Here is a 26,682-nt window from a genome sequence, read left to right as displayed (position 1 = left end):
CGCAACGGTGGCCTGATGGCCGACAGCACCCCCAACATGGCCAGGTGCACGCTGCGTTGAACACCCCCGATCCCCGCTGCTGCGGGGATTTGTCGTTTACGCGTGTGTTTCCTGAAAAGCCATGCCGTCTTGCCCGCTCCGGACACTTTCCTCTTAACAAAAATGACATCGCCCGGTAGCCGACCACTGCTATATTGATCGCGGGGAAAAGAAATATGTTGCTGTTCATGCAGGTTCCGCTTCATTGCTTCTTACAGGGGAGTTCGCCATGTTGTCTTCACTTCGTGCCCGGCTGATCGTCATTTGCGTACTGATCGTGGCGGTGGCCATGATCGTTCTCAGTGGTGCCAACATCTACACCGTCCGCAGCGATACGCTGGAGGGCATTTCCACCCAGACCCGCCAGCTCACCGAAAGCTACGCCGCCAACATCACCGAGTGGGTGCGCAGCAAGCGCATCATCACCGGGGCCATGAAGCAGGCCCTGAAGCAAAGCGATGTCCTGCCCATCGTCGCGGCGGCCCAGGAGGCCGGTTCCTTCGATGATGCCTACATCGGCTATCCCGACAAGCGCATGCTGGCCCTGCACCCGATGCCGGCCGGCTACGATCCGACCGCGCGACCCTGGTACAAGCAGGCGGTCGATGCCGGCAAGCCGGTACTCACTGCCCCCTACGTGGACGCCACCACCGGCAAGCTGGTCGTGACCTTCGCCGAGCCGGTCAGCGACAAGGGGACCCTGCAGGCCGTGCTGGGCTCGGACGTGCAACTCGACAACGTGGTGCGCACCGTGGCCGGCATCAAGCCCACGCCATCCAGCTTCGCCTTCATCGTCGGCAAGGATGGCCTCATCATCACCCACCCCAACAAGGAGCTGGCCTTGAAGCCGGTGTCGGCGCTGGACCAGAATCTCTCCGCCGCCTCCCTGGCGGGCATGAAGCAGGGCGGCAGCGCCATCATCGGCGGGGTGTCGTATCTGCTCTTCACGCAACCCATCGACAACACCGACTGGTCGCTGGTGGTGGCGCTGGATTATCGCGAGGCCACGCATGCGATTGGTGCGCTGATGGCGCTGGCGGTGATCCTGGCCGTGGTGGCCATCGTTGCGGCGGCACTGCTGCTGAGCTACACCATCACGCGCCTGCTGCGCCGCCTGGGCGTGGTGCGCAATGCGATGGAAGAAATCGCGTCAGGTGACGGCGATCTTACGCGCCGGCTCGATACCAGCGGCAAGGATGAACTGGCGCAAATTTCCCGCGCCTTCAATCACTTTGCCGACAAGATCTCGCGCACCTTGCTCGATATCCGGCGCGCCAGCGAGTCTGTGAAGGTTTCTTCCAGCGAAATCGCCAGCGGCAACATGGACCTGTCCGCCCGCACCGAGCAGCAGGCCGGTTCCCTGGAAGAGACCGCCTCGGCGATGGAAGAACTCACCTCCACCGTGAAGCAAAACGCCGATAACGCCCGCCAGGCCAACCAGCTGGCAGTGTCGGCCTCGGATGTGGCGGTGCATGGCGGCACCGTGGTGGGCCAGGTGGTCAGCACCATGAGTTCCATCAATGAGTCTTCCCGCAAGATCGTCGACATCATCAGCGTCATCGATGGCATCGCCTTCCAGACCAATATCCTGGCCTTGAACGCCGCGGTGGAAGCGGCGCGGGCTGGTGAGCAGGGGCGCGGGTTTGCGGTGGTGGCGTCGGAAGTGCGTTCCCTCGCGCAGCGCTCGGCCACGGCCGCCAAGGAGATCAAGCAGCTCATCGATGACTCGGTGCAGAAGGTGGAAGCGGGCAGCCAGCTGGTGGCCCAGGCCGGTTCGACCATGGATGAAGTGGTCTCCAGCGTGCGCCGCGTGACAGACATCGTGGGTGAGATCAGTTCAGCCAGCCAGGAGCAGAGTGCCGGCATCACCGAAGTGGGCAATGCCGTGACCCTGATGGATGAGGCGACCCAGCAGAACGCGGCGCTGGTGGAGGAAGCAGCGGCAGCGGCCAAGTCCCTGCAGGAACAGGCGGCTCACTTGGCTGCCGTGGTGGCGGGCTTCAAGCTGGATGAAAGCGGCGGGGCCGCACCGATCACGCCGCCGCCGGTTCATCATGCAGCCCCGCCGCCGGCTGCAGCAGCCCGTCCGGCACCGGTCAACATCACGCCCAAGCCGGCACCGCTGAAGGCCAAGCCCGCCAGCAAGCCTGCGCTGCCGGCCGAACCGGCTGCGCCTGCCGCGCCCAAGGCCGCACCGAAAGCACCGCCCAAGAGCGGTGGTGGCGACGACTGGGAAGAGTTCTGAGCGAGGAAATGGAAGCGGGCCGCCTCAGGCCCGCTTCTTCAGCAGCTGCATGGGCGCAAACAATTGCTGCATGCCGCTGTGCTCGATGAAGCTGAGGTTGTAGGGATGCTCGGCCACCGCGCGCGGGAATTGCGCTACCAGCGGCAGGCCGCTCAGCTGCTCGGCGATCTTCCCCCACAACACCAGCGTGGGCAGGTTTTTTCCCTGTGCCTGGCCATGCTCGGCCAGCGCGCGCAATACCGTTTCAAAGAAGGGCTTCCATCCCTTGGCGTCCTTCACCGGTGCGACGTGGCTGCGGAACACCAGGCTGGCATTGAGCAGCAGGAAGCCTTGCGCAGTGAGGTTGTCCTGCAGGTCGGCCAGGGTCTGGATGCTGCCTTTCACATCGGCCTGGGCCTGCGCCGCAATGCCGGCCAGCGCATCGCCACTGGTCTGGCCCGCATGCAGCGCGCCTTCGGCCACCAGCAGCATCTTCATGAAATTGCGCAGCGAGGTCGCCCGGTTGACCTGCTTGGACAAGCCCTTTTCCGACCACAGCGAACCCACCGCACCATCCATGAAGCACACGCCGGTGGCGCTGGCCGCGCGCGGGTAGGGGCCTTCGCCCACCAGCACGTAGCGCACCTGGTCCATGGGCTGCGTGAAGGCCGCGAACAGCCGGCCTTCGGTGGGCAGGTAATCGTCCTGCGCCAGAATGGAAAGATAAGCGGGATCGGCTTGCTGGATCGCCTCCAGCCCGGCGCGCAGGGCGGCACGCCAGGAGGGATGGGCGGTTTGGATCAGGTCCGACAGGGGGGCAGGGAGGGTGGAAACGGAAGACATGGAAAATGAAGGGGAGGCACGGCCGTATGAATGAAGTGGCGGCATTGTATACCGCCCGGCCGGCCTCCCCGCAGGATCAGGCGACCGCCGAATCGCTGCCCGATGCACCGAAGAGCTGCTGCTTGAGCAACTGCAACTGGTCGCGCGCTGCGGCGGCCTTTTCGAACTCCAGGTTCTTGGCGTGTTCCTGCATCTGCTTCTCCAGGCGCTTGATCTCCTTGCTGATCTGCTTCTCGCTCATGGATTCGTAGTTGCGCTTCTCCTCGGCCACCATCATTTCGGTGCGTGCCTGGGCCGGGTTGAAGATGCCGTCGATCAGTTCGCGGATTTCCTTCTTGATGCCGGTCGGCACGATGCCATTGGCGGCATTGAAGGCCAACTGCTTGGCCCGGCGGCGCTCGGTTTCGCCGATGGCCTTGTGCATGGAATCGGTCACCACATCGCCATACAGGATGGCCATGCCGTTGAGGTTGCGGGCGGCGCGGCCGATGGTCTGGATCAGGCTGCGCTCGGAACGCAGGAAGCCTTCCTTGTCCGCATCCAGGATCGCCACCAGCGAGACTTCGGGAATGTCCAGGCCCTCGCGCAGCAAGTTGATGCCGACCACTACATCGAAGGTACCCAGGCGCAGGTCGCGGATGATTTCCACGCGTTCGACCGTATCGATGTCGCTGTGCAGGTAGCGCACCTTGATGCCGTTGTCGGAGAGGAATTCGGTCAGTTGCTCGGCCATGCGCTTGGTGAGCGTAGTCACCAGCACGCGCTCGTCCTTGGCGATGCGGTCGTTGATTTCCTGCATCAGGTCATCCACCTGCGTGGTGGCCGGACGCACGGCGATGACGGGGTCCACCAGGCCGGTCGGGCGCACCACCTGTTCCACCACCTGGTCGGCGTGGGTGTTTTCATAGTCCGCGGGCGTGGCCGAGACGAAGATGGTCTGGCGCATCTTCTTCTCGAACTCGTCGAACTTCAGCGGCCGGTTGTCCAGCGCCGAGGGCAGGCGGAAACCGTAGTCCACCAGGTTCACCTTGCGCGCACGGTCGCCGTTGTACATGCCGTTCAACTGGCCGATCAGCACGTGCGATTCGTCCAGGAACATGACGGCGTCCTTGGGCAGGTAATCCACCAGCGTCGGCGGCGGGTCGCCCGGCTTGGCGCCGGACAGATGGCGCGAGTAGTTCTCGATGCCCTTGGTGAACCCGATCTCGGTCATCATCTCGATGTCGAAGCGGGTGCGCTGTTCCAGTCGCTGTTCTTCGATGAGCTTGTTTTCCTTGCGGAAGAATTCCAGGCGCTCGGCCAGTTCTTCCTTGATGGTCTCGATGGCGCGCAGCACGGTCGAACGCGGCGTCACGTAGTGCGAACCGGGATAGATGGTGAAGCGAGGGATCTTCTGGCGCACCCGGCCGGTCAGCGGGTCGAACAGTTGCAGGCTGTCGATCTCGTCGTCGAAGGTCTCGATGCGCACGGCCAGCTCGGCGTGTTCGGCCGGGAAGACGTCGATGGTGTCGCCGCGCACGCGGAAGGTGCCGCGGCCGAAATCCACTTCGTTGCGGGTGTACTGCATCTGGATCAGGCGGGCGATGACGTCGCGCTGCGAGACCTTGTCCTTGGCGCGCAGGGTCAGGATCATCTGGTGGTATTCGTTCGGATTACCGATACCGTAGATGGCCGAGACGGTCGCCACGATCACCACGTCGCGCCGTTCCATCAGCGACTTGGTGCAGGACAGGCGCATCTGCTCGATGTGCTCGTTGATCGAGGAATCCTTCTCGATGAACAGGTCGCGCTGGGGAACGTAGGCTTCCGGCTGGTAATAATCGTAGTAGCTGACGAAGTATTCCACCGCATTGTGCGGGAAGAATTCTCGGAATTCGCTGTAGAGCTGCGCCGCCAGCGTCTTGTTGGGAGCGAACACGATGGCCGGGCGGCCCAGGCGGGCAATCGTGTTGGCCATGGTGTAGGTCTTGCCCGAGCCGGTCACGCCCAGCAAGGTCTGGTAGAACAGGCCGTCATGCACGCCTTCGACCAGCTTGTCGATGGCCGCCGGCTGGTCGCCCGCCGGGGGGAACACCTGGTAGAGCTTGAAGGGCGAGTCGGGGAAGGTGACGAACTTGCTCTCGTCCAGCTCGGTATTGATGGGGGTCAGTTCAGCCATGGTCTGGGTTGCCTTTGTCGCGCGGGTTCCGGTGTGCCGCCACGGTGCAGGAAGAACCGGCAACGCCCGCAAGCGGGGTATTGCACACAGGCAAGGTGGAGGCGTGAATATTCATCAAATGCTGCCGGGATGCTGAAGTTCAAGACACAATCTGCGCCTCCGCAGCCGGCAAAACCGGACGCAAAGCCGCGTCAGGAGCCAGCTCATCCACTGGGCCTGACGGCCTGGCGCGGGGTGGGTGCAGATCGGGGTTATGTCGATAGAACATGGTGTCATGCAGATTCAGCAGGCAATTGGGCCTGTCTGTGTCTGTGATTGGCCATCCACATTTGTTAGAATGCAGTGTTGCAAAAAGGTGCACATCCGAATCTCTCCCTGTGCACCCATTTCCTTCTGCAGCGCTTTGTTGCAGCTAACTTTTCATGTTATCACGATGAACGCACCTGTCTCCGCCTCCCTGTTTTCCGCCATCGAAATGGCGCCGCGCGACCCCATCCTGGGCGTGACCGAAGCCTACAACGCCGACCAGAACCCGGCCAAGACCAATCTGGGCGTGGGCGTGTACTACGACGACAACGGCAAGGTCCCCCTGCTGGAATGCGTGAAGAAAGCCGAGGCGGAACTGGCGGCCAAGCTGGCCCCGCGTACCTACCTGCCCATCGACGGCCTGGCCACCTATGACCGCGCCGTGCAGGAGCTGGTCTTCGGCGCAGGCAGCGCCGTGGTGACCGAGAAGCGTGCGATCACCGTGCAAGCCCTGGGCGGCACCGGTGCCCTGAAGCTGGGTGCCGACTTCCTGAAGCACTTCTCGCCTGCCGGTACCGAAGTCTGGATCAGCGATCCGAGCTGGGAAAACCACCGCGCCCTGTTCGAGATGGCCGGCTTCAAGGTCAACGCCTATCCGTACTACGATCCGTCTACCCGTGGCGTGAACTTCGCCGGCATGCTGGACGCCTTGAAGACCATGAGCGCCGGCTCGGTCGTGCTGCTGCACGCCTGCTGCCACAACCCGACCGGTGCCGACCTGACCGACGACCAGTGGACGCAAGTCATTGAAGTGGTGACTTCGCGCGGCCTGATCCCCTTCCTGGACATGGCTTACCAGGGCTTTGGCGACGGCATCGCCGAAGACGGCCAGGTGGTGCGCCGCTTTGCTGAAGCCGGCGGCCCGCTGTTCGTGTCGAATTCCTTCTCCAAGTCCTTCTCGCTGTATGGCGAACGCGTCGGCGCACTGTCGATCGCTGCCGCCAGCGCCGAGGAAGCAGCGCGCGTGCTGTCGCAACTGAAGCGCGTGGTGCGCACCAACTACTCCAACCCGCCGATCCACGGTGGCCAGGTGGTCGCGACCGCCCTGGCGTCGCCCGAACTGCGCAAGCTGTGGGAAGACGAACTGGCCGAGATGCGCGTGCGCATCCGCGAAATGCGCCAGCTGCTGGTGGCCAAGCTGAAGGAAAAGGCCCCGGGCCATGACTTCGACTTCGTCATCAAGCAACGCGGCATGTTCTCCTACTCGGGCCTGACCAAGGCCCAGGTGGATCGCCTGCGCAACGAGTTCTCCATCTACGCCGTCGACACCGGCCGCATTTGCGTGGCTGCGCTCAACACCAAGAACATCGACGTGGTGGTCGACGCCATCGCCAAGGTACTGTAATTGGCAGGAGCGGCCCCGTTTTCGGAGGGGGTCGCGCAGGGCGTTTTCTCCTATGAAAAAATGCGCCTTTCCCTGAAAAAAGTTTTGACATGAAGTAAAAATCGCGTCATAATCTTTTTCTCAGCTGTTCCCTGATAGCTCAGTCGGTAGAGCGACGGACTGTTAATCCGCAGGTCCCTGGTTCGAGTCCAGGTCGGGGAGCCAAAGAATGCGAAGGCCTCGCAAGCAGTTGCGGGGCCTTTTCAATTAGTGTGAGGCTGGTGTTTTGGTCTCGTACGAAGGGCGGCAGGGCTATGCCGCCACGATGCAGAACGATGTAAAAAATTTTCGTTTTACACTCTGGTAAATCTGAAAAAAATCGTTCATAATCGCGCCCTCAATTGATCCCTGATAGCTCAGTCGGTAGAGCGACGGACTGTTAATCCGCAGGTCCCTGGTTCGAGTCCAGGTCGGGGAGCCAGAATACGAAAGCCTCGCAAGTTTCTTGCGGGGCTTTTTTGTTTTTGCCGCTCCTGCGGACATCGCCTCTGCTTGCTTGTGCTCAAATTTAGCTCAATTGAGCTAGAATTGAGCGCATGAGCACTCTCGGCGACGCCCTGTTCTCCAAATCCACCCAAGCCATTCTCGGTCAGCTGTTCCTGCGGCCGGAGGGCATGCACTTGCGCGCACTGATGAACAGCACCGGCATCAGTTCGGCATCGGCTCAGCGCGAACTGGGCAAGTTGACCGAAGCCGGCCTGTTGCTGCGGGAGGAGGTGGGGCGCGTCTTGCTCTACAAGCCCAATCCCGACTCTCCAATCTTTTCGGAACTGAGTGCCATTATTCGCAAGACCTTTGGCGTCGCCGATACGATCAAAGCTATGCTTCTGCCTTTTTCGGAACGCATAGAGCGCGCCTTCCTGTATGGATCGGTTGCCAAGGGCTTGGATACGGCGGCCAGTGACATCGATTTGCTGGTGCTGGCCGATGACCTTGGCAGTGCCGATCTCTACCCTGAGTTGGTGGCGCTGGAGGCAAGACTGGGCAGGAAGATTTCGCTGACGGTGTATCGTCCCGCTGAATTCCGGAAAAAGATCGCGGCACGGAATCATTTTCTGGTTTCCGTGATGGCTGGTCCGAAAATCGAATTGATCGGAGCACAGGATGGGGCGCAATGAGCTTGAAAATCTCCTCAGATTGGGTCAACTGAAGTCGGAGCCTCCTTCGGCGACTGAAATCGATACCCATCTCCAAAGCGGCAGGGATCGGCTCAAAGATGCATCGGCACCAGGCCTTTCTTTATCCGGCCGCTTCCTGCTCGGCTACAGTGCGGCGTATGCTTTCTCGCTGGCGGCCTTGCGGCGTCATGGGTTCCGGCCCGTCAGCCGCTATGTGGTGTTCCAGTGCCTGCCTCATACGCTGGAAGTCGGCCCCGACATCTGGCGCTTGCTCGCGCGCGCGCACGATGTTCGCAATGGCTTTGAATACGAAGGCAGTGACGAGGTAACCGAAGATCTCGGCCAGCAAGTGATTCGCTGTGCTGAGGTGCTGGAGCGCCTGTTGTGATTGCCCGGCTGTCCTCGGAGTGACCTGGGCTCATCCTGGGGCCGCAATCGCTGCTAGAATCGGCATCCCCCGACCAGCCAGGACTTTCCCATGAGCGACCCCATTCGTCTGACCCAATACAGCCATGGCGCCGGTTGCGGCTGCAAGATTTCGCCGCAGGTGCTGGAAGTCATTCTGGCCGGCAGCGGTGCCCAGCATCTCGATCCCAAACTCTGGGTTGGCAATGCCTCCCGCGATGACGCTGCGGTCTATGCCATCGATGAAGAGCGTGGCGTGGTCTCGACCACCGATTTCTTCATGCCCATCGTCGATGATCCCTTCGACTTCGGCCGCATCGCCGCCACCAATGCCATCAGCGACATCTACGCCATGGGCGGCGATCCGCTCATGGCCATCGCCATCCTCGGCTGGCCGGTCAACGTGCTGCCGCCGGAAGTGGCGCGCGAAGTCGTGCGCGGTGGCCGCGCCGCCTGTGATGCGGCTGGCATCCCGCTGGCCGGCGGCCATTCCATCGATGCCCCGGAACCCATCTTCGGCCTGGCCGTGACCGGTGTGGTCGAGAAGCGCCACATGAAGCGCAACGACACCGCCAGTGCCGGCTGCCTGCTCTACCTCACCAAGCCGCTGGGCATCGGCATCCTCACCACTGCAGAAAAGAAGGGCAAGCTGCGCCCTGAAGATGTCGGCACGGCGCGCGACTGGATGTGCCAGCTCAACCAGCCCGGCAGCCGCTTCGGCAAGCTGGCGGGCGTGGCCGCAATGACCGATGTCACCGGCTTCGGCCTGCTGGGCCATCTGGTGGAGATGTGCGAAGGCAGCGGCGTGAGCGCACGCATCCAGCACGCGCTGGTACCCAGCCTGCCGGGTGTGCCTTACTACCTGGCTGAAGGCTGCGTGCCGGGCGGCACCGGGCGCAATGTCGAGAGCTACGGCAGCAAGATCAGCCCGCTCAGCGAAGCCCAGAAGAATCTGCTGTGCGATCCCCAGACCAGCGGCGGCCTGCTGGTGGCGGTGCGGCCCGAAGCCAATCCGGAATTCCTGGCCACCGCCGCCGCCCTCGGACTGGAACTGGCCCCCATCGGCGAACTGGTGGAACGACAGCGTTACGCCGTAGAGGTGCTTTGATGGCCGATCTGCAGCCCAGCCGCGAACTGTTCCTCACCGATACGCCCATGCTGGATGCCCGGGCACCGGTGGAGTTCGGCAAGGGTGCCTTTCCGACTGCGGTGAACCTGCCGCTGATGAATGACAGCGAGCGTCATCAGGTCGGCCTGCGCTACAAGGAGCAGGGCCAGCAGTCCGCCATCGAACTGGGTCATCAACTGGTCAGCGGAGCGGTGAAGGACGAACGGATTGCGGCCTGGGCGGCGTTCGCAAAAGCGCATCCGGAAGGCTGCCTGTATTGCTTCCGCGGCGGCCTGCGCTCGCAGATCACCCAGCAGTGGTTGAAGAGCGAAGCCGGCATCGCCTATCCGCGCGTGGCCGGCGGCTACAAGGCGCTGCGCCATTTTCTGATGGAAGCCATCGACCAGGCCTTGGCCGAGTGTTCCTTCGTGGTGGTGGGCGGCATGACCGGCTGCGGCAAGACCGACGTGCTGCTGCAGCTCGACAACGCGCTGGACCTGGAGGCTTGCGCCAATCATCGTGGCTCCAGTTTCGGCAAGCGCGCCAGCCCGCAGCCTGCGCCCATCGATTTCGAACACCGTCTGGCCATTGCCCTCATCAAACTGCAAGCGCAGGGCCATCACTGGTTTGCGCTGGAAGACGAGAGCCGCCTGATCGGTGCCTGCGCCTTGCCGCTGGCCTTGCACCAGCGCATGCAAAGCCTGCCCATGGTGTGGCTGGAAGACAGCAGGGAAGGGCGCGTGGAGCGCATCCTGCGCGATTACGTCAGTGGCCTGTGCGAGGAATACGTGGCGCTGGATCCGCGCCACGGGTTTGAACGCTATCGCGCGCATCTGCTTGCTGCATTGGGCAAGCTGGTCAAGCGCCTCGGCGACCAGCGCTACCGCCGCCTGCTGCAGATGATGGAAACGGCGCTGGCGCGCCAGGAACAAGACGGCGTGGTCGACCTGCACCGGGCCTGGATCGATGCCTTGCTGGCGGAATACTACGATCCCATCTATGCCTTCCAGCGGGAGTCCAAGCGCTCCCGCCTGCTGTTCGCAGGACAGCAGGCCGAGGTGGTCGGCTTCCTGCGCCAGTATCGGCCCTGAATCAATTTACAGCAGCACCACCGCCACCAGCCCGCTGACCACGCCGATGAGCATGGTCAGCAGGGTGACGGTCGTGAGCACGCGCGGCGTGAAGGATTTGCGCAGCATCAGCAGCGACGGCAGGCTGATGCTGGGCAAGGTCATCAGCAACGCCACGGCCGGCCCCACGCCCATGCCCAGCGAAAGCATGGATTGCACGATGGGGATCTCGGCGGCCGTCGGAATCACGAAGAGCGTGCCCACTACCGCCAGCGCCACGATCCACAGCAGACTGTTGCCCATGCTGGCATCGACCTGCGGGAACAGCCACACCCGGGCCGCACCCAGCGCCAGCACCACCACGATGTAGACCGGTGCCGTGGTCCAGAACAGTTGCCACAGCTTGCTGCCCCAGCGGACCAGGAAATGACGGCCATCGTCCATCGGTTCATATTCGGCGGCGGCCACCGCATCGAGGGCGGCCTGCGGCAGGGTCTCGGTCTGCGCCACACGTTGCGCGATCAGCGACACACCCACTACCAGCAACACGCCGGCCACCAGACGCAGCGCGGCAAAATGCCAGCCCAGCACGAAGCCCATGAACACCAGCGTGGCCGGATTGAGCACCGGGTTGGCGATCCAGAAGGCCAGCGCGGCCCCCACCGACACCTGCTGGCGGCGCATGCCCGCCACCACCGGTGCGGCGCAGCAGCTGCACATCATGCCGGGCAGGGCGAACAGGCCGCCACGCAGGGTCGAGCCGAGGCCGGCGCGGCCGAACACCCGCAGCAGCCAGTCGCGCGGCACCAGTACCTGCACCAGCGAACCCAGCAGCACACCCAGCACGGCGGCTTTCCAGATGGCCAGGAAGTAGACGGTGGCATATTCCAGCGCAGCCGACCACGGAGCGGTTGGCGCATTAGCCAGGATGGAGCCACCAATGCTGTGCTTGTCGGCGGCCACGAAGGATTTCAGGTAGTAGGGCGACCACTTCACATAGTAGAGGCCGATGGCCGCCACCAGGATGAACAGCAGCGGCTTGAGCCAGGCAGAAGAGCCGCGCGAGGCGGAGGATGAGGAGGTCATGGGAAGATCTGGTGGTAAAGAATAGTGGGAGAGCAGGAGAGTGCGCGCATGATACCTGCCGCGCGCCACTTCGTCAGTGCGCCAGAAGGACATGTCAGACAACTGCGGCGCCCCCTGTCACCGGCCTGAAGTGCAGATTCCTTCACATTCACCGCTTGCGTCCGTTTCGTGTCCTGTTATACTGCGCTTGCTGTTGTATGACGTCTTATAACAATCACCCCAACACACAACAATACGCCAAGAGACACTTCCGGCAAGTCCCGATGCCAGTCCGCCCGCGTTCTTGCGGCGGCGCTTTCGGGGCCGGCCAGGCGGAGCGGATGGCGAGAGACCTGGAGAATCCAATTGGCGCAAAGCAACACCCCCAGCGGGGCAGCGGCCGGCAAGCCGACCCATATCCGCTACCTGATCCTGTTCCTGCTGTTCGTCGTCACCACCGTCAACTACGCTGACCGCGCCACGCTTTCCATTGCCGGTTCGGCCATGAAGACCGAGCTGTCGCTGGACCCGGTCACCATGGGCTACATCTTCTCGGCCTTCAGCTGGGCCTACGTGCTGGCCCAGCTGCCGGGCGGCTGGCTGCTGGACCGCTTCGGTTCCAAGAAGATCTACATGTGGAGCATTGCCCTGTGGTCTTTCTTCACCTTCCTGCAGGCCGGTGTGACGTGGATGAGCACGGGTGCGGCCGTGATCGCGCTGTTCCTGCTGCGCTTCATGGTGGGCCTGGCCGAAGCGCCGTCCTTCCCGGCCAATGGCCGCATCGTCGCCGCCTGGTTCCCGACCAAGGAACGCGGTACCGCTTCGGCCATCTTCAATTCGGCACAGTATTTCGCGGCCGTGATCTTCACCCCGCTGATGGCCTGGATCGTGCACACCTACAGCTGGCACCATGTCTTCACCGTCATGGGCGTGGTCGGCATCCTGCTGGCCATGGTCTGGGGCAAGATCATCTACAGCCCCAAGGACCATCCGCGCATCAACCCGGCTGAACTGCAGCACATCGAATCCGGCGGCGGCCTGGTCGACATGGACAACAAGAAGGTCGCAGCCCCCTCCACCAAGGGCAAGGGCTACATCCGCCAGTTGCTGTCCAACCGCATGCTGCTGGGTGTCTACATCGGCCAGTACTGCATCAACGTGATCACCTATTTCTTCCTGACCTGGTTCCCGGTGTACCTGGTGCAGGAGCGCGGCATGTCCATCCTCAAGGCCGGTTTCGTGGCCTCGATCCCGGCGGTGTGTGGCTTCATTGGCGGCGTGGTCGGCGGCCTGATCTCGGACCGCCTGATCAAGAGCGGCATGTCGGTGACCTGGGCGCGCAAGATCCCCATCGTGGGCGGCATGCTGCTGTCGATGACCATGATCCTGTGCAATTACGTCGATGCACAGTGGATGGTGGTGGGCATTATGGCCCTGGCCTTCTTCGGCAAGGGCGTGGGCGCGCTGGGCTGGGCGGTGGTGGCCGATACCGCGCCCAAGCAGATCGTGGGCCTGTCGGGTGGCCTCTTCAACATGTTCGGCAATGTGGCCGGCATCACGACCCCGATCGTGATCGGCTATATCGTCAAGGAGACCGGTTCCTTCTCCGGTGCGCTGGTCTTCGTGGGCATCAATGCACTGGTGACCGTGATCAGCTATCTTGTCATCGTCAAGGAAATCAAGCGCGTCGAACTCAAGGACGCCTGATCCGTTTTACGGGCGGCCGCTGTTGCAGCGGCCGCCCTTCATTTGAATTGCAGCATTCTGTCGCATGGGACTTAGCATGAGCACCGATACCGCCGCCAGCCAGGCATTCACACCGCGCTACATCATGATGAACGACACCGACAATGTCGCCATCGTCGTCAATGACGGAGGCCTGCCTGCCGGCACCGTCTTCCCCGACGGCCTGACCCTCGTCGACCGCGTGCCCCAGGGCCACAAGATCGCGCTGCGCGATCTCAAGCAGGGCGAGGCCATCGTGCGTTATGACGTGGCCATCGGCTACGCCGTGCGTGACATCCCCAAGGGCAGCTGGATCGAGGAATCGCTGGTGCAGATGCCACCAGCGCGCGGTCTCGACAATCTGCCCATCGCCACCAAAAAGCCGGCGCCGCAGCCGCCGCTGGACGGCTATACCTTCGAGGGCTATCGCAACGCTGATGGCTCGGTGGGCACTCGCAACCTGCTGGCGATCACCACCACCGTGCAGTGCGTAGCCGGTGTGGTGGAGCACGCAGTCAAGCGCATCCGCGCCGAGCTGCTGCCCAAGTATCCCAATGTGGAAGACGTGGTGGCGCTGGAGCATACCTATGGCTGCGGCGTGGCCATCGATGCGCCCAATGCCGGCATCCCCATCCGCACCCTGCGCAACATCAGCCTGAACCCCAACTTCGGCGGCCAGGCCATGGTGGTGAGCCTGGGCTGCGAAAAGCTGCAGCCCAACCGCCTGCTGCCGGAAAACATGATCCCCATCCACAAGGCTGGCGAACCCTATGTGGTCTGCTTGCAGGATGCGGAGCACGTCGGTTTCAACTCCATGATCGATTCCATCATGAAGATGGCCGAGGCGCGCCTGACCGAACTGAACAAGCGCCGCCGCGAAACCTGCCCGGCCTCGGACCTGGTGGTGGGCGTGCAGTGCGGCGGCAGCGATGCCTTCTCGGGCGTGACGGCCAACCCGGCAGTGGGCTTTGCGACCGACCTGCTGGTGCGCGCAGGCGCCTCGGTGATGTTCTCGGAAGTGACCGAGGTGCGCGACGGCATCGACCAACTGACCTCGCGCGCGGTCAACGAGGAAGTGGCCCAGGCCATGATCCGCGAGATGGACTGGTACGACAATTACCTCAAGCAGGGCGGTGTCGACCGCAGCGCCAACACCACCCCCGGCAACAAGAAGGGCGGCCTGGCCAACATCGTCGAGAAGGCCATGGGCTCCATCGTCAAGTCCGGCTCCAGCCCGATTTCGGGCGTGCTCTCGCCGGGCGACAAGCTTCAGCAGAAGGGCCTGATCTATGCGGCCACGCCCGCCTCCGACTTCATCTGCGGCACCTTGCAACTGGCGGCCGGCATGAATCTTCATATCTTCACCACGGGCCGGGGTACGCCGTATGGCCTGGCGGCCGTGCCGGTCATCAAGGTCGCGACCCGCAATGACCTGGCGCGGCGCTGGCATGACCTGATGGATGTCAACGCCGGTCGCATCGCCAGCGGCGAGGCCACCATCGAACAGGTCGGCTGGGAGCTGTTTCAGCTGATGCTGGACGTGGCCAGCGGCAAGAAGCGCACCTGGGCCGAACAGTGGAAGCTGCACAATGCACTGACCCTGTTCAATCCGGCGCCGGTGACCTGATCCTCCCTTGGGGCCCGCTTGCGGGTCCTCTTTTTGTTCCATCGTCATGCCAACAACAAGATGATTCGCCAGGAGACCGCATGAGCAACACCCTTTCTTCACCTTCTTCCCGCCTCGCCACCTTGATTGCCTCTTCCGTCCTCAGCCTGGCCGCCGCGCATGCCGGTGCGGCCACTGTCGCCTACGTCTCCAATGCGGACAGCCAGGACATCTACGTGCTCCGGCTCAATGGCGATGGCAGCGTCAACCTGATCGACAAGGTCGATACCGGCAGCACCGTGATGCCGCTGGCCCTGAGTCCCGATCACAAATTCCTCTATGCCGCGCTGCGCGGCCAGCCGTATTCGGTGGTGAGCTATGCCATCGATCCCGCCAGCGGCAAGCTCAAGGCGCTGTCCAAGGTGCCGCTGGCCGACAACATGGCCAACATCGCCACCGACCGCAGCGGGCGCTACCTGCTGGCCGCGTCCTACTCCGGCAACAGGATCTCGGTCAATGCCATCGGGACGGACGGTACCGTGCAGGCCCCGCCGCTGGCGGTGATCCCGACCGGGAAGAACGCGCATTCCGTGCAGGTTTCTCCTGACAATGCTTTCGTCTTTGCCAGCAACCTGGGCAGCGACGTGATCCTGCAATACCGTTTCGACCCGGCCACCGGCACGGTCACGCCCAGCAGTCCGCCGTCGGTCGCCACCAAGGCCGGTGCCGGGCCGCGCCATTTCGTGTTCTCGCCGGACCAGCGTTTCGTCTATTCGACCAATGAGCTGGACGCCACTGTCAACACCTACGCCTACGATCGCCAGTCCGGCACCCTGACCCTGCTGGCCAGCGACTCGGCCTTGCCGGAAGGCTTCAAGACCAGTGAACCGCTGGCGGCCGCCGACTTGCACCTGACGCCGGATGGCCGTTTTCTTTATGCCACCGAGCGCGCCTCCAACACGCTCAGCGCTTATCGCGTGGACCCGGCCAGCGGCAAGCTCACCCGCATCCTCAACATCCCCACCGAAACCCAGCCGCGCGGCTTCAACATCGATCCGCAAGGACGCTACCTGCTGGCCGTCGGGCAGAAGGCCGGGCTGACCAGCTATGCCATCGACCGCGACAGCGGGGCGCTTACGCCGGTCTTTCGCTACACCTTGGGACGCAATCCGAACTGGGTCGAGATCATCGACTTGCCCGGCGTACGCTGATACCTGAAGGGTTTTGCTTCACCCTCAGAAACCTCAATATGTTGTTTTTCGGGCTTGCCGAATGTCATTTCGGCAAGCTTTTTCACATCTGTGCCCTGCCATATGAATCAGGCTTGATCCAGGACAGCCAGCCCCGGGTGTTGCCGGTGCACAATGCGAAAACGGACATTTGCTGACTGCCCTAACCGGGAATTGGGGGAGTTTTGGTGGGTTTGCCGCCGATATGAAGCGCGACGCGGTGTTGTATCGTCTGCGCCATGTTGTTCATTTCACTTGTTGTATCAAAATTAAGCGGAGAGAGGGAATGCGAAATCTGACGGTTCGCTTCAGCCTGATGAGCGCGCTTGCGCTGTTTTCATGCATGATCGTAGTGGGTGCTGCAGTGGGCATCTTTGCGCTGGGCCGCGCCAATGAGGCTACGGAGTACGTGCATGAGATTGCCGAGCACGTCATCGTCATCAATGACGCCTACAAGGACACCACCCGTACACGCTCGGCGCTCACGCGCGCCTATGCCAACCAGAAGGAAAAGAACGATCCTGCCGTCACCGAGGCTGCCCTCAAGAGTGCCCAGACGAGCTACGAGCGCGGCCTCAAATTCGTGGACGAGTTCAGCAAGTTGCCCGATCTGGCTGGCGAGGAGCCGGCGGTCAAGAAGGAGCTGATTGAATCGGCGCGTGCCCTGTCCGATTTGTTGGCCAAGGCATCCAGCCAGTTGAAGGCCGGTGACACCGGTGCCTACTCTGACCTGAACGACAAGCAGATCAATCCGGCCGGTGGCCGCTTCTCCAAGGCGCTGGATGCATTCCAGAAACGCGCCATGGAACTCAACGACAATGCGGCCAGCGAGCGCACCCGTGAATACAACATGGTGGTCTGGATGGTGATCGCAGGCCTGATCGGCGCCATGTTCCTGGTCATCGGCGTGCATTTCCTGCTGCGCAACATCGTCTTGACGCCCCTGAACCGCGCCGTGCATCTGCTGGACCTGGTGGCCAATGGCGACCTGACGACCAAGGTTGACGTCCACAGCAACAACGAGATCGGCCGCCTGTTCTCGGCCATCCGCAGCATGCAGCAGGCACTGCTGACCACGGTCTCGCGCGTACGCAGCAGTTCGGACAGCATCGATACCAATGCCAAGGAAATCGCCGCCGGCAACATGGACCTGTCCTCGCGCACCGAGCAGCAGGCCAGCTCGCTGGAAGAAACCGCGGCCTCCATGGAGCAGCTGACCGGTACCGTCAAGCAGAATGCCGACAATGCCCTGCAAGCCAACCAGCTGGCGCATTCGGCGTCCTCCACCGCCAGCAAGGGCGGGGAAGTGGTATCGCAGGTGGTCGATACCATGCAGGCCATCAATGAATCCTCGCGCAAGATCGTGGACATCATCAGCGTGATCGACGGCATCGCCTTCCAGACCAACATCCTGGCGTTGAACGCCGCGGTGGAAGCCGCCCGTGCCGGTGAGCAGGGCCGCGGCTTTGCCGTGGTGGCTTCGGAAGTGCGCTCGCTGGCCCAGCGTTCAGCCGCCGCCGCCAAGGAAATCAAGTCGCTCATCGATGCCTCTGTGGAGAAGGTCGAGGCCGGCAGCCAACTGGTCGAACAAGCCGGGGCCACCATGGGTGAAGTCGTCACCAGCGTGCAGCGCGTCACTGACATCGTTGGTGAAATCGCCGAAGCCAGCCGTGAGCAGAGCACCGGCATCGAGCAGGTCAGCCGCGCCATCACCCAGATGGATGAAGTGACCCAGCAGAACGCCGCGCTGGTGGAGCAAGCGGCCGCTGCGGCCCAATCGCTGCAGGCCCAGGCCACCAATCTGGTCGGCGCGGTCAGCATCTTCAAGATCGATGCGCATCAGGTGGCCAGCCCGGCGGCCAAGCCGCGCCCGGCACCGATGGCACCGCCGCCGGCCCCGGCTGCGCCCGCTGCGCCTGCCTTGAAGCCTGCGCCGCCCGCCCCCGTTGCTGCTGCACCGAAGGCTGCTCCCAAGCTGCCGCCTGCCAAGCCGGCCAAGGCCGCGCCGCCTGCGCCGGGCAGCCGCATCAAGGACGATGCACAGGATTGGGAAGAGTTCTGATTATTGGTGCTTCCCTTCACGAAAACCTCCGTCGCTCAGGCCACGGAGGTTTTTTTCGGCCAGGGCCTGCACTTTCTTTCATCTCGCCCAAAAAGGGAGGGGCCGCAGTTGCCTGCGGCCCCTCCCTCGGGTACTGCCGATCAGATCAGCCCGTCTTTATTGCGGACCCAGCTTCTTGATCAGTGCAGCCAGTTCTTCGTGCTCTTCCGGCGTGCAGTCGGTCAGGGGCGTACGCACCGGGCCGGCGTCATGGCCGACGATCTTGGCACCAGCCTTGACGATCGAGACGGCGTAACCGGCCTTGCGGTTGCGGATGGCGAGGTAGGGCAGGAAGAAGTCGTCGATCAGCTTGCCCACGGTATCGTGGTCTTCCTTGGCGATGGCCTGGTAGAACTCGACGGCGGTCTTGGGGATGAAGTTGAAGACCGCCGAGGAGTACACCGGCACGCCCAGCGCCTTGTAGGCGGCGGCGTAGACTTCCGCAGTCGGCAGGCCGCCCAGGTAGGTGAAACGGTCACCCAGCTTGCGGCGGATATGCACCATCGGTTCGATCTCGCCGATGCCGTCCTTGAAACCGATCAGGTTGGGGCAGCGGTCAGCCAGGCGTTGCAGGGTCTCGGCATTGAGCTTGCAGACCGCACGGTTGTAGATGATCACGCCGAAGTTGACCGACTTGCAGACCGCTTCCACGTGGGCGGCGATGCCGTCCTGGCTGGCTTCGGTCAGGTAATGGGGCATCAGCAGGATGCCGTGGGCACCCAGGCGCTCGGCTTCCTGGGCGTAGGCGATGGCCGCGCGGGTGGAGCCGCCGGCACCGGCGATGATGGGCACCTTGCCACGGCAGGTGTCGACGGCGGTGCGGATGATGTCCGAATATTCACCCGGGACCAGCGAGAAGAACTCACCCGTGCCACCGGCGGCGAACAGCGCGCTCGCGCCATAGGGCGCCAGCCATTCCAGACGTTCGATGTAGGTCTTGGGGCGGAAGTCGCCTTGCTCGTCGAAGTCCGTCAGCGGGAATGACAGCAGGCCGGAAGAGAGGATCTGTTTGAGGTCTTGGGGTGTGTACTGGGACATGGTTTCGCTCGACGCCGTTAGGAATGGGTTGGAAAACGAGGCAAATAGGATGAATGTTGTCTCTGATCTTCTTGTATCCAATTAGGATATCAGTCATCGTACAACATAAGATTTCAGAAAGCCAGTACTTTGTTGTGATGGTTTGCGCAGGGTGGAGGGCGGGATTTCCGGCCGGCCGGGCCGAGGAGATCGTCGGATGGCGGGGGCTTGCTGAAGAGGGGGGAGAACGGAAGCGGCCGGTCCGTGCAGCACGGACCGGCCGGACTTGCGCGGGATCAGGCGTTGCCGGCGGTGCCCGATTCAGCTTCCTGCTGCGCGCGGCGCAGGCGCTCGCGGCTGTTGGTGAGGTGATTGCGCATGGCGGCGCGGGCGGCTTCAGCATCGCCGCGGGCGATCGCCTCATAGATGTCTTCGTGCTCGCGCTGTACCCGCTCCAGGTAGCTGGCCTGCTGGTCATGCGCCAGCTCGGCGGTATTGATGCGCTTGCGCGGGATCACCCCCATGCCGAGATGGCTGATGATCTCGATGAAATAGCGGTTGCCGGTGGCGTTGGCGATGGCGAAGTGGAAACGGAAGTCCGGTCCCACGGTGTCGCCGCCGCTTTTCTGGTTGGCGTGGAACAGGTCCAGCGCCTCGCGGATTTCCTGCAGCTGGGCATCGCTGCGGCGCGATGCGGCCAGGCCGGCGGTTTCGGTCTCCAGGCTGATGCGCAGCTCCAGCAGCGCCAGCAGGTCGCGCATGGTGGTGATGGTGGCCGGGTCGATGTTGATGTTGGACCCCTTCTTGACCTCCAGCACGAAGGTGCCGATGCCGTGCCGCGTTTCCACCAGTCCGGCTGCCTGCAGGCGCGAGATGGCTTCGCGCACCACGGTGCGCGAGACGCCCTGGGTCTGCATGATCTCGGATTCGGTGGGCAGCTTGTCGCCGGGCTTGAGGCTGCCGTTGGAGATCATTGCGGTCAGCGCCGCCACCACTTCCTGCGACAGGCTCTGAGGCTTGCGGCGCGGGCGCAGCAGCGGGTTGGGGGTATCGCTTACATCCATATCGTTTTATTTCTCGGGAGCGCTGGCAGACCGGATTGTGAATGGTTGTGATCGGTCCGCATCAGGCGGGGTGAACATAGTCGCGCCATCTTACCAGATCGATAAGCCGCCACGACGCCAGGACCAGCCGTAGCCGTGAGAGTAGCGCACTTTGCGCAAGAGGTCAGACAAGTTTCAGGTGAATTTGTCGACGGCTTGCGCCAGGCCGGGTTTTGGTCGATATGAAGGAAAAGGCAGGGTACCTGACAGAATTACTCGGGTTTGCTATACTTGACTCAAATATTCGGGAATTCAGGGTAACCGGCCCCGCCGGTGCATTTGTTTCTGGAGCGAACTTCATGCGTCTTACCACCAAAGGCCGTTTTGCCGTGACTGCGATGATTGACCTGGCTTTGCGCCAGGGCAAGGGCCCCGTCACGCTGTCGGCCATCAGCGAGCGCCAGGAAATTTCTTTATCATATCTGGAGCAGTTGTTCGGCAAGTTGCGGCGTCACCAGATCGTCGAGTCCGTGAGGGGGCCCGGCGGTGGTTACAATCTCGCCCGCAAGGCGGCTGACGTGTCGGTCGCCGACATCATCATCGCGGTGGACGAACCCCTGGATGCAACCCAGTGCGGTGGCAAGGAAAATTGCCACAGCGCGGCGCATCCGGGCGGCGCACGCTGCATGACGCATGAGCTGTGGTCCACCCTGAACGAAAAGATGGTCGAGTACCTGGATTCGGTATCGCTCCAGGATCTGGTGGACCAGCAAAAAGAACCCAAGGCGGCCGAACACCGTGCCGCCGACTCGCAGAGCGTGGTGGTGATGCACCGCCCGCAAGCCGCAGCCTGATTTGGAGCAAGGACCTTATGAACGCACCCCTGGAAAAAAGCCTGCTGGAGACCATCAAGGCTCCGCACTTCCCGATCTACATGGACTACTCGGCGACCACCCCGGTCGATCCGCGCGTGGCCGACAAGATGATTCCCTACCTGCGCGAGCAGTTCGGCAATCCCGCTTCCCGCAGCCACATGTACGGCTGGACTGCTGAAAAGGCCGTGGAAGAGGCGCGTGAAGAAGTGGCCAAGCTGGTCAACGCGGATTCGCGCGAGATCATCTGGACCTCCGGTGCCACCGAGAGCAACAACCTGGCCATCAAGGGTGCGGCGCAGTTCTACAAGTCCAAGGGCAAGCACATCATCACCGTCAAGACCGAGCACAAGGCGGTGCTGGATACCTTCCGCGAGCTGGAACGCGTGGGCTTCGAAGCCACCTACCTGCAGCCCCAGGACAATGGCCTGGTCACCGTCGAGCAGATCGCTGCGGCCGTGCGTCCGGATACCATCCTGGTGTCGGTCATGCTGGTGAACAATGAAATCGGCGTGATCCAGCCGGTGCCGGAAATCGGCGAGTTCTGCCGCTCCAAGGGCATCATCTTCCACAGCGACGCCGCACAGGCGACCGGCAAGGTCAAGATCGACCTGGAAAACTGGAAGGTCGACCTGATGAGCTTCTCGGCTCACAAGAGCTACGGCCCCAAGGGTATCGGTGCGCTGTATGTGCGCCGCAAGCCGCGCGTGCGCATCGAAGCGCAGATGCACGGCGGTGGCCACGAGCGCGGCCTGCGTTCGGGCACCCTGGCGACCCACCAGATCGTGGGCATGGGTGAAGCCTTCCGCCTGGCGCGTGAAGAAATGGACAGCGAGCTGTCCCGCATCCGCGCGCTGCGTGATCGCCTGGCCAAGGGCCTGCAAGAGATCGAAGAGACCTACATCAACGGCGACATGGATCATCGCGTGCCGCACAACCTGAACGTGAGCTTCAACTACGTGGAAGGTGAATCGCTGATCATGGCCATCAAGGACATCGCCGTTTCGTCCGGTTCGGCCTGCACCTCGGCCAGCCTGGAGCCGTCCTACGTGCTGCGCGCCCTGGGCCGCAGCGACGAACTGGCGCACAGCTCGATCCGCTTCACCATCGGCCGCTTCACCACCGAAGAAGACATCGATTTCACCATCGAGCTGATCAAGAGCAAGGTCGGCAAGCTGCGCGAGCTGTCCCCGCTGTGGGACATGTACAAGGACGGCGTGGACCTGTCCACCATCCAGTGGGCGGCCCACTAAACCAGGATTCTGCCAGCCATCGCCAGCAGCCGCAGCAGGGCAGGGGCGATGGCCGAAACCATCATCTAGGGAGCAAAGAACATGTCTTATTCCGAAAAAGTACTCGACCACTATGAAAACCCCCGCAACGTCGGCGCCTTCGAAAAGGGCGACGACACCGTGGGCACCGGCATGGTCGGCGCGCCGGCCTGCGGCGACGTGATGAAGCTGCAGATCAAGGTGGGCGCGGATGGCGTCATTCAGGATGCCAAGTTCAAGACCTATGGCTGCGGTTCGGCCATCGCTTCGTCGTCGCTGGTGACCGAATGGGTCAAGGGCAAGACTCTGGACGAAGCCCTGTCCATCAAGAACACCCAGATCGCTGAAGAACTGGCCCTGCCGCCTGTGAAGATCCACTGCTCGATCCTGGCCGAAGACGCCATCAAGGCTGCCGTGCAGGACTACAAGGCCAAGCACGGCGAACAGCAGCAAGCCGCCTGAGCGGCTTGACGGGCAGGACAGCAAGGCCGTTTTCGATTTCGTAAGGCAAGCATCATGGCAATCACGTTGACAGAGAAGGCAGCAAAACACATCAGCCGCTACATGGAGCGCCGTGGCAAGGGCATCGGCCTGCGCCTGGGTGTGCGCACCACCGGCTGCTCCGGCCTGGCCTACAAGCTGGAGTATGTGGATGAACAATCGTCCGAAGACACCGTCTTCGAGTCGCATGGCGTGCGCGTCTTCGTCGATCCCAAGAGCTTGCCCTACATCGATGGCACCGAGCTGGACTTCGCCCGGGAGGGACTGAACGAAGGATTCAAGTTCCAGAATCCGAACGTCAAGGATGAATGTGGCTGCGGCGAAAGCTTCCGCATCTGAGCTGCATTTTCAGTTTCTTGTCGATGCCGTCGTACCGGCTTTGTGGTGCAGGCGGCCCCAGTGCTTAGCCGGACCGTGATAGCCCTGTGACGGCCTCGTGATTGCTCCCTGCGGGGCCGACCTGGTCACCGTCCGCCGTCCCTGATGTGCCAAGCCTGTTGCAGTCCGACAGGCTTTTTATTTTTCAGCCATGCAAAACCACTTCGACCTGTTCCAGTTGCCGCAACGTTTCGCCATCGATCAGAAGGCGCTGGAGCAGGCTTTCCACAGCGTGCAGAGCCAGGCGCATCCGGACAAGTTCGCGCACGCCAGCGATGCCGAAAAGCGCGTGGCCATGCAGTGGGCCACACGGGCCAACGAGGCCTACCAGACGCTGAAGAATCCCTTGAAGCGTGCACGCTACCTGTGTGAATTGCACGGCGTGGACCTGCAGACCGAATCCAACACCGCCATGGCCCCCGGTTTCCTGATGCAGCAGATGGAATGGCGCGAGACGCTCGACGATGCCAAGGCTGGCAAGGACATCGATGCCCTCGAACAGCTCAACAACGAACTGCTGACCGAGAAGAAAGCAGAGATCGCACGCATCGAAGCGCTGCTGGATGCGGGCGACTACGCCGCTGCCGGCAAGCTGGTGCGGCAGTTGATGTTCCTCGACAAGTTCGGGGCCGAGATCGGCGATGCCTTCGCCCTGATCGAAGGCTGATGGGAGACCCACGATGCCCGATCTGTTCCTGTTCCTGCTGGCCGCGATGACGCTGACCCTGGCACCGGGTCCGGACAACATCTACGTGCTCACGCGCGGCATCGCCCAAGGGCGCAAGGCCGGGCTGGTGGCGGCTGCCGGGTTCTGTTCGGGACTGATCTTCCATACCCTGCTGGCCGTGCTGGGCTTTGCCGCCCTCATCAAGGCTTATCCGCCGGCCTACCACGCGCTGCAATATGCGGGTGCGGCCTATCTGGCCTATCTGGGTGTGCGCACGTTGCGTTCGGCTTCCAGCGGCATCGCGCTGTCGGCAGACGGGCAGGGCGCTGCGGCGGTCCCGCTCCGCCGCATCTACTGGCAGAGCGTGCTGGCCAATATGCTCAACCCGAAGGTGACGCTGTTCTTCATCGCTTTCCTGCCGCAGTTCGTGCAGCGCGAGGCTGGCCATGAAGCCCTGCAGATGCTGATATTGGCGCTGGTGTTCATTGTCCAGGCCTTCGTCATCTTCAGCGCCATCGCGCTCTTTTCCGGTGCCGTCGGTGCGGTCTTCCGCCGTCGCGCTTCCGCTTCCGTTCATCTGAATCGCCTGGCAGGCTGTGCCTTCATCGGCCTGGGCATCCGGATGGCCTTACCTGAATAACGGCGAGTCACTTCGCCCTAACGCTCCACGACGAGTCCACACCTTATGGCTTTACTGCAGATTTCCGAACCGGGCATGTCCACCGCGCCACATCAGCGTCGTCTGGCCGTCGGCATCGACCTGGGCACCACCAATTCGCTGGTGGCGACCGTACGCAACAGCATTCCCGAAGTCCTGGCCGATGATGACGGCCGCGTGCTGCTGCCCTCGATCGTGCGCTACCTGCCCAACGGCCATGCCAACATCGGCTACAAGGCGCAGGCCGCGCAGACCATTGATCCGCGCAATACCATCGTCTCGGTCAAGCGCTTCATGGGCCGTGGCCTCAAGGACATCGCCCACGCCGAGAACATGCCCTATGACTTCCAGGACCAGCCCGGCATGGTGCAGATCAAGACCGTGGCCGGCGTGAAGAGCCCGGTGGAAGTCTCGGCCCAGATCTTGGCCACGCTGCGCCAGACCGCTGAAGATGCCCTGGGCGACGACCTGGTGGGTGCCGTCATCACCGTGCCCGCCTACTTCGATGATGCCCAGCGCCAGGCCACCAAGGACGCGGCGCAACTGGCCGGTCTCAATGTCCTGCGCCTGCTCAACGAACCGACGGCGGCAGCCATTGCCTACGGTCTGGACAATGCCTCCGAAGGCATCTTCGCGGTCTATGACCTGGGCGGCGGTACCTTCGATATTTCCATCCTCAAGCTCACGCGCGGCGTCTTCGAAGTGCTGTCCACGGGTGGCGACTCGGCCTTGGGCGGGGATGACTTCGACCATCGCCTGTTCTGCTGGATCAGCCACGAGGCGCAACTGCAGCCGCTGTCGGATGAAGACACGCGCCTCCTGATGGTCAAGGCGCGCGAAGTCAAGGAGCTGCTCTCCACCAAGGATGAAGTGCAGATCGATGCCGTGCTCAAGTCCGGCGAAGAAGTGCACCTGTCGATTACCGCCGCACAATTCAACGAGATCACCCAGCACCTGGTCGCCAAGACCATGGCCCCGGTCCGCAAGGCCCTGCGCGATGCCGGCCTGACCGTGGAAGACGTGGATGGCGTGGTGCTGGTCGGCGGTGCTACCCGCATGCCGCACATCCGCCGCGCGGTGGGCGAGTTCTTCAAGACCAATCCGCTGTCCAACATCGACCCCGACAAGGTGGTGGCGCTGGGTGCGGCCGTGCAGGCCAACCTGCTGGCCGGCAACCGTGCGCCGGGCGACGACTGGCTGCTGCTGGACGTGATCCCGCTGTCGCTGGGCATCGAGACCATGGGTGGCTTGGCCGAGAAGGTCATCCCGCGCAATTCCACCATCCCCTGTGCCCGGGCCCAGGAATTCACCACCTTCAAGGATGGCCAGACCGCCATGGCGATCCACGTGGTGCAGGGCGAGCGTGAGCTGGTGGCCGACTGCCGTTCACTGGCCCGCTTCGAGCTGCGCGGCATTCCGCCGATGGCCGCCGGTGCGGCGCGCATCCGCGTGACCTACCAGGTCGATGCCGATGGCTTGCTGGCCGTGTCGGCGCGCGAGATGACCTCGGGCGTGGAAGCCTCCATCACCGTCAAGCCTTCGTATGGCCTGGGTGACGATGAAATCGCCCGCATGCTGCAGGAATCCTTCAGCTCGGCCGATGAAGACATGCAACGCCGCGCCCTGCGCGAAGAACAGGTCGAAGCCGAGCGCATCGTCCTGGCCACCCGTTCGGCCCTGCAGGCTGATGCCGCGCTGCTGTCGGAAGAAGAGCGCGTGGCCATCGAAGCGCAGATCGACGCCGTGATGGCCGCCGCGCAAGGTGCGGATCACCTCGCCATCAAGGCGGCGGTGGATGCGCTGGCGCATGGCACGGAAGAATTCGCCGCACGGCGCATGGACCGCAGCGTGCACGCCGCGCTGGCCGGCAAGAAACTGGACGAAGTCGCGTAAG

At 62.9% G+C, this 26,682-nt stretch carries 22 protein-coding genes and 2 tRNA genes; 19 read left to right on the top strand and 5 right to left on the bottom strand.

The genetic code is table 11. The features are described from left to right. Positions 1–268: 268 nt before the first annotated feature. Positions 269–2,284, top strand: a complete 2,016-nt coding sequence (locus E2K99_RS16255) for a methyl-accepting chemotaxis protein (protein WP_134222886.1) — start codon at positions 269–271, stop codon at positions 2,282–2,284. 24 nt (positions 2,285–2,308) lie between these two features. Here the strand turns inward: E2K99_RS16255 and E2K99_RS16250 are convergent, their stop codons facing one another. Further along, on the bottom strand, positions 2,309–3,106 hold the full coding sequence (locus E2K99_RS16250; RefSeq protein ID WP_134222885.1) for a uracil-DNA glycosylase family protein: 798 nt from the start codon (positions 3,104–3,106) through the stop codon (positions 2,309–2,311). Between the two features lie 76 nt (positions 3,107–3,182). Then, on the bottom strand, positions 3,183–5,264 hold the full coding sequence (uvrB, locus tag E2K99_RS16245) for an excinuclease ABC subunit UvrB (RefSeq protein WP_134222884.1): 2,082 nt from the start codon (positions 5,262–5,264) through the stop codon (positions 3,183–3,185). Between the two features lie 433 nt (positions 5,265–5,697). On the opposite strand from uvrB, the gene E2K99_RS16240 reads away from it, so the two are divergent. The 7 genes from E2K99_RS16240 (at position 5,698) to mnmH (ending at position 10,676) form a co-directional block, all read left to right on the top strand. Continuing rightward, positions 5,698–6,915 (top strand): amino acid aminotransferase, encoded by a 1,218-nt coding sequence (locus E2K99_RS16240; RefSeq protein WP_039784855.1) that lies wholly within the window; start codon positions 5,698–5,700, stop codon positions 6,913–6,915. A gap of 128 nt (positions 6,916–7,043) precedes the next feature. Further along, a tRNA-Asn gene (locus E2K99_RS16235) sits at positions 7,044–7,119 on the top strand. Positions 7,120–7,299: 180 nt separating this feature from the next. After that, positions 7,300–7,375: transfer RNA gene (locus tag E2K99_RS16230), tRNA-Asn, on the top strand. Between the two features lie 115 nt (positions 7,376–7,490). Then, positions 7,491–8,072: a nucleotidyltransferase domain-containing protein gene (locus E2K99_RS16225; RefSeq protein WP_134222883.1), complete on the top strand. Its 582-nt coding sequence runs from the start codon at positions 7,491–7,493 to the stop codon at positions 8,070–8,072. Beyond that, complete coding sequence (locus tag E2K99_RS16220) at positions 8,059–8,460, top strand: hypothetical protein (RefSeq protein ID WP_134222882.1); 402 nt, start codon at positions 8,059–8,061, stop codon at positions 8,458–8,460. The genes E2K99_RS16225 and E2K99_RS16220 overlap by 14 nt, the downstream gene beginning before the upstream one ends. A 90-nt stretch (positions 8,461–8,550) precedes the next feature. Beyond that, positions 8,551–9,585 carry a selenide, water dikinase SelD gene (gene selD, locus E2K99_RS16215; RefSeq protein ID WP_134222881.1) on the top strand — a complete coding sequence of 345 codons (1,035 nt, stop codon included), beginning with the start codon at positions 8,551–8,553 and terminating at the stop codon, positions 9,583–9,585. Continuing rightward, entirely contained in the window at positions 9,585–10,676 is a 1,092-nt protein-coding gene (gene mnmH, locus E2K99_RS16210) for a tRNA 2-selenouridine(34) synthase MnmH (protein WP_134222880.1), read from the top strand. Before selD ends, mnmH begins: the two co-directional genes overlap by 1 nt. A 6-nt stretch (positions 10,677–10,682) precedes the next feature. Here the strand turns inward: mnmH and E2K99_RS16205 are convergent, their stop codons facing one another. After that, positions 10,683–11,741: a permease gene (locus E2K99_RS16205; RefSeq protein WP_134222879.1), complete on the bottom strand. Its 1,059-nt coding sequence runs from the start codon at positions 11,739–11,741 to the stop codon at positions 10,683–10,685. 345 nt (positions 11,742–12,086) lie between these two features. Here E2K99_RS16205 and E2K99_RS16200 point away from each other — a divergent pair, with 345 nt between their 5' ends. The 4 genes from E2K99_RS16200 (at position 12,087) to E2K99_RS16185 (ending at position 18,342) form a co-directional block, all read left to right on the top strand. Continuing rightward, positions 12,087–13,427: an MFS transporter gene (locus E2K99_RS16200; protein WP_134222878.1), complete on the top strand. Its 1,341-nt coding sequence runs from the start codon at positions 12,087–12,089 to the stop codon at positions 13,425–13,427. Positions 13,428–13,503: 76 nt separating this feature from the next. Then, a complete protein-coding gene (gene garD, locus E2K99_RS16195; protein ID WP_134222877.1) occupies positions 13,504–15,072 on the top strand; it encodes a galactarate dehydratase in 1,569 nt (522 codons plus the stop codon). Between the two features lie 80 nt (positions 15,073–15,152). Further along, positions 15,153–16,262, top strand: a complete 1,110-nt coding sequence (locus E2K99_RS16190) for a lactonase family protein (RefSeq protein WP_134222876.1) — start codon at positions 15,153–15,155, stop codon at positions 16,260–16,262. A 304-nt stretch (positions 16,263–16,566) separates the two neighbouring features. Then, on the top strand, positions 16,567–18,342 hold the full coding sequence (locus E2K99_RS16185) for a methyl-accepting chemotaxis protein (protein ID WP_134222875.1): 1,776 nt from the start codon (positions 16,567–16,569) through the stop codon (positions 18,340–18,342). Positions 18,343–18,498: 156 nt separating this feature from the next. Here the strand turns inward: E2K99_RS16185 and kdgD are convergent, their stop codons facing one another. After that, entirely contained in the window at positions 18,499–19,419 is a 921-nt protein-coding gene (gene kdgD, locus E2K99_RS16180; RefSeq protein ID WP_088757000.1) for a 5-dehydro-4-deoxyglucarate dehydratase, read from the bottom strand. Between the two features lie 275 nt (positions 19,420–19,694). Next, a complete protein-coding gene (locus tag E2K99_RS16175; RefSeq protein WP_121042135.1) occupies positions 19,695–20,462 on the bottom strand; it encodes a FadR/GntR family transcriptional regulator in 768 nt (255 codons plus the stop codon). A 338-nt stretch (positions 20,463–20,800) separates the two neighbouring features. On the opposite strand from E2K99_RS16175, the gene iscR reads away from it, so the two are divergent. From iscR to hscA, 7 genes are all read left to right on the top strand, one after another. Further along, positions 20,801–21,295: a Fe-S cluster assembly transcriptional regulator IscR gene (iscR, locus tag E2K99_RS16170; RefSeq protein WP_034331344.1), complete on the top strand. Its 495-nt coding sequence runs from the start codon at positions 20,801–20,803 to the stop codon at positions 21,293–21,295. A 17-nt stretch (positions 21,296–21,312) separates the two neighbouring features. Then, positions 21,313–22,566, top strand: coding sequence for an IscS subfamily cysteine desulfurase (locus tag E2K99_RS16165; RefSeq protein ID WP_034331343.1), 1,254 nt, complete (start codon positions 21,313–21,315; stop codon positions 22,564–22,566). An 81-nt stretch (positions 22,567–22,647) separates the two neighbouring features. Further along, a complete protein-coding gene (gene iscU, locus E2K99_RS16160) occupies positions 22,648–23,046 on the top strand; it encodes a Fe-S cluster assembly scaffold IscU (RefSeq protein ID WP_034331342.1) in 399 nt (132 codons plus the stop codon). A 54-nt stretch (positions 23,047–23,100) separates the two neighbouring features. Beyond that, positions 23,101–23,424, top strand: a complete 324-nt coding sequence (gene iscA / locus E2K99_RS16155; protein WP_006712826.1) for an iron-sulfur cluster assembly protein IscA — start codon at positions 23,101–23,103, stop codon at positions 23,422–23,424. Positions 23,425–23,614: 190 nt separating this feature from the next. Continuing rightward, the gene (gene hscB / locus E2K99_RS16150) at positions 23,615–24,130 is read left to right on the top strand and encodes a Fe-S protein assembly co-chaperone HscB (RefSeq protein WP_134222874.1); all 516 of its coding nucleotides are present in this window, start codon (positions 23,615–23,617) and stop codon (positions 24,128–24,130) included. Between the two features lie 13 nt (positions 24,131–24,143). Continuing rightward, positions 24,144–24,770, top strand: coding sequence for a LysE family translocator (locus E2K99_RS16145; protein ID WP_134136215.1), 627 nt, complete (start codon positions 24,144–24,146; stop codon positions 24,768–24,770). Positions 24,771–24,815: 45 nt separating this feature from the next. Beyond that, positions 24,816–26,681, top strand: coding sequence for a Fe-S protein assembly chaperone HscA (gene hscA / locus E2K99_RS16140; RefSeq protein WP_134222873.1), 1,866 nt, complete (start codon positions 24,816–24,818; stop codon positions 26,679–26,681). The last annotated feature ends 1 nt before the right edge of the window (position 26,682 follow it).

Source organism: Herbaspirillum huttiense (genome assembly GCF_004367745.1).
Classification (GTDB): domain Bacteria; phylum Pseudomonadota; class Gammaproteobacteria; order Burkholderiales; family Burkholderiaceae_D; genus Herbaspirillum; species Herbaspirillum huttiense.
Note: the sequence above shows the minus strand (reverse complement) of the source record. Positions and strands in the feature narration are given on the sequence as shown.

Excerpts from the sequence above, each read along its gene's own strand:
- mnmH (WP_134222880.1), top strand. The coding sequence starts at position 9,585 with ATGGCCGATCTGCAGCCCAGCCGCGAACTGTTCCTCACCGATACGCCC.
- selD (WP_134222881.1), top strand. The coding sequence starts at position 8,551 with ATGAGCGACCCCATTCGTCTGACCCAATACAGCCATGGCGCCGGTTGC.
- kdgD (WP_088757000.1), bottom strand. The coding sequence starts at position 19,419 with ATGTCCCAGTACACACCCCAAGACCTCAAACAGATCCTCTCTTCCGGC.
- hscA (WP_134222873.1), top strand. The coding sequence starts at position 24,816 with ATGGCTTTACTGCAGATTTCCGAACCGGGCATGTCCACCGCGCCACAT.
- uvrB (WP_134222884.1), bottom strand. The coding sequence starts at position 5,264 with ATGGCTGAACTGACCCCCATCAATACCGAGCTGGACGAGAGCAAGTTC.
- E2K99_RS16145 (WP_134136215.1), top strand. The coding sequence starts at position 24,144 with ATGCCCGATCTGTTCCTGTTCCTGCTGGCCGCGATGACGCTGACCCTG.
- garD (WP_134222877.1), top strand. The coding sequence starts at position 13,504 with ATGAGCACCGATACCGCCGCCAGCCAGGCATTCACACCGCGCTACATC.
- hscB (WP_134222874.1), top strand. The coding sequence starts at position 23,615 with ATGCAAAACCACTTCGACCTGTTCCAGTTGCCGCAACGTTTCGCCATC.
- E2K99_RS16185 (WP_134222875.1), top strand. The coding sequence starts at position 16,567 with ATGCGAAATCTGACGGTTCGCTTCAGCCTGATGAGCGCGCTTGCGCTG.
- E2K99_RS16225 (WP_134222883.1), top strand. The coding sequence starts at position 7,491 with ATGAGCACTCTCGGCGACGCCCTGTTCTCCAAATCCACCCAAGCCATT.
- E2K99_RS16240 (WP_039784855.1), top strand. The coding sequence starts at position 5,698 with ATGAACGCACCTGTCTCCGCCTCCCTGTTTTCCGCCATCGAAATGGCG.
- E2K99_RS16255 (WP_134222886.1), top strand. The coding sequence starts at position 269 with ATGTTGTCTTCACTTCGTGCCCGGCTGATCGTCATTTGCGTACTGATC.
- E2K99_RS16250 (WP_134222885.1), bottom strand. The coding sequence starts at position 3,106 with ATGTCTTCCGTTTCCACCCTCCCTGCCCCCCTGTCGGACCTGATCCAA.
- E2K99_RS16165 (WP_034331343.1), top strand. The coding sequence starts at position 21,313 with ATGAACGCACCCCTGGAAAAAAGCCTGCTGGAGACCATCAAGGCTCCG.
- E2K99_RS16190 (WP_134222876.1), top strand. The coding sequence starts at position 15,153 with ATGAGCAACACCCTTTCTTCACCTTCTTCCCGCCTCGCCACCTTGATT.
- E2K99_RS16205 (WP_134222879.1), bottom strand. The coding sequence starts at position 11,741 with ATGACCTCCTCATCCTCCGCCTCGCGCGGCTCTTCTGCCTGGCTCAAG.
- E2K99_RS16175 (WP_121042135.1), bottom strand. The coding sequence starts at position 20,462 with ATGGATGTAAGCGATACCCCCAACCCGCTGCTGCGCCCGCGCCGCAAG.
- E2K99_RS16220 (WP_134222882.1), top strand. The coding sequence starts at position 8,059 with ATGGGGCGCAATGAGCTTGAAAATCTCCTCAGATTGGGTCAACTGAAG.
- iscU (WP_034331342.1), top strand. The coding sequence starts at position 22,648 with ATGTCTTATTCCGAAAAAGTACTCGACCACTATGAAAACCCCCGCAAC.
- iscR (WP_034331344.1), top strand. The coding sequence starts at position 20,801 with ATGCGTCTTACCACCAAAGGCCGTTTTGCCGTGACTGCGATGATTGAC.
- iscA (WP_006712826.1), top strand. The coding sequence starts at position 23,101 with ATGGCAATCACGTTGACAGAGAAGGCAGCAAAACACATCAGCCGCTAC.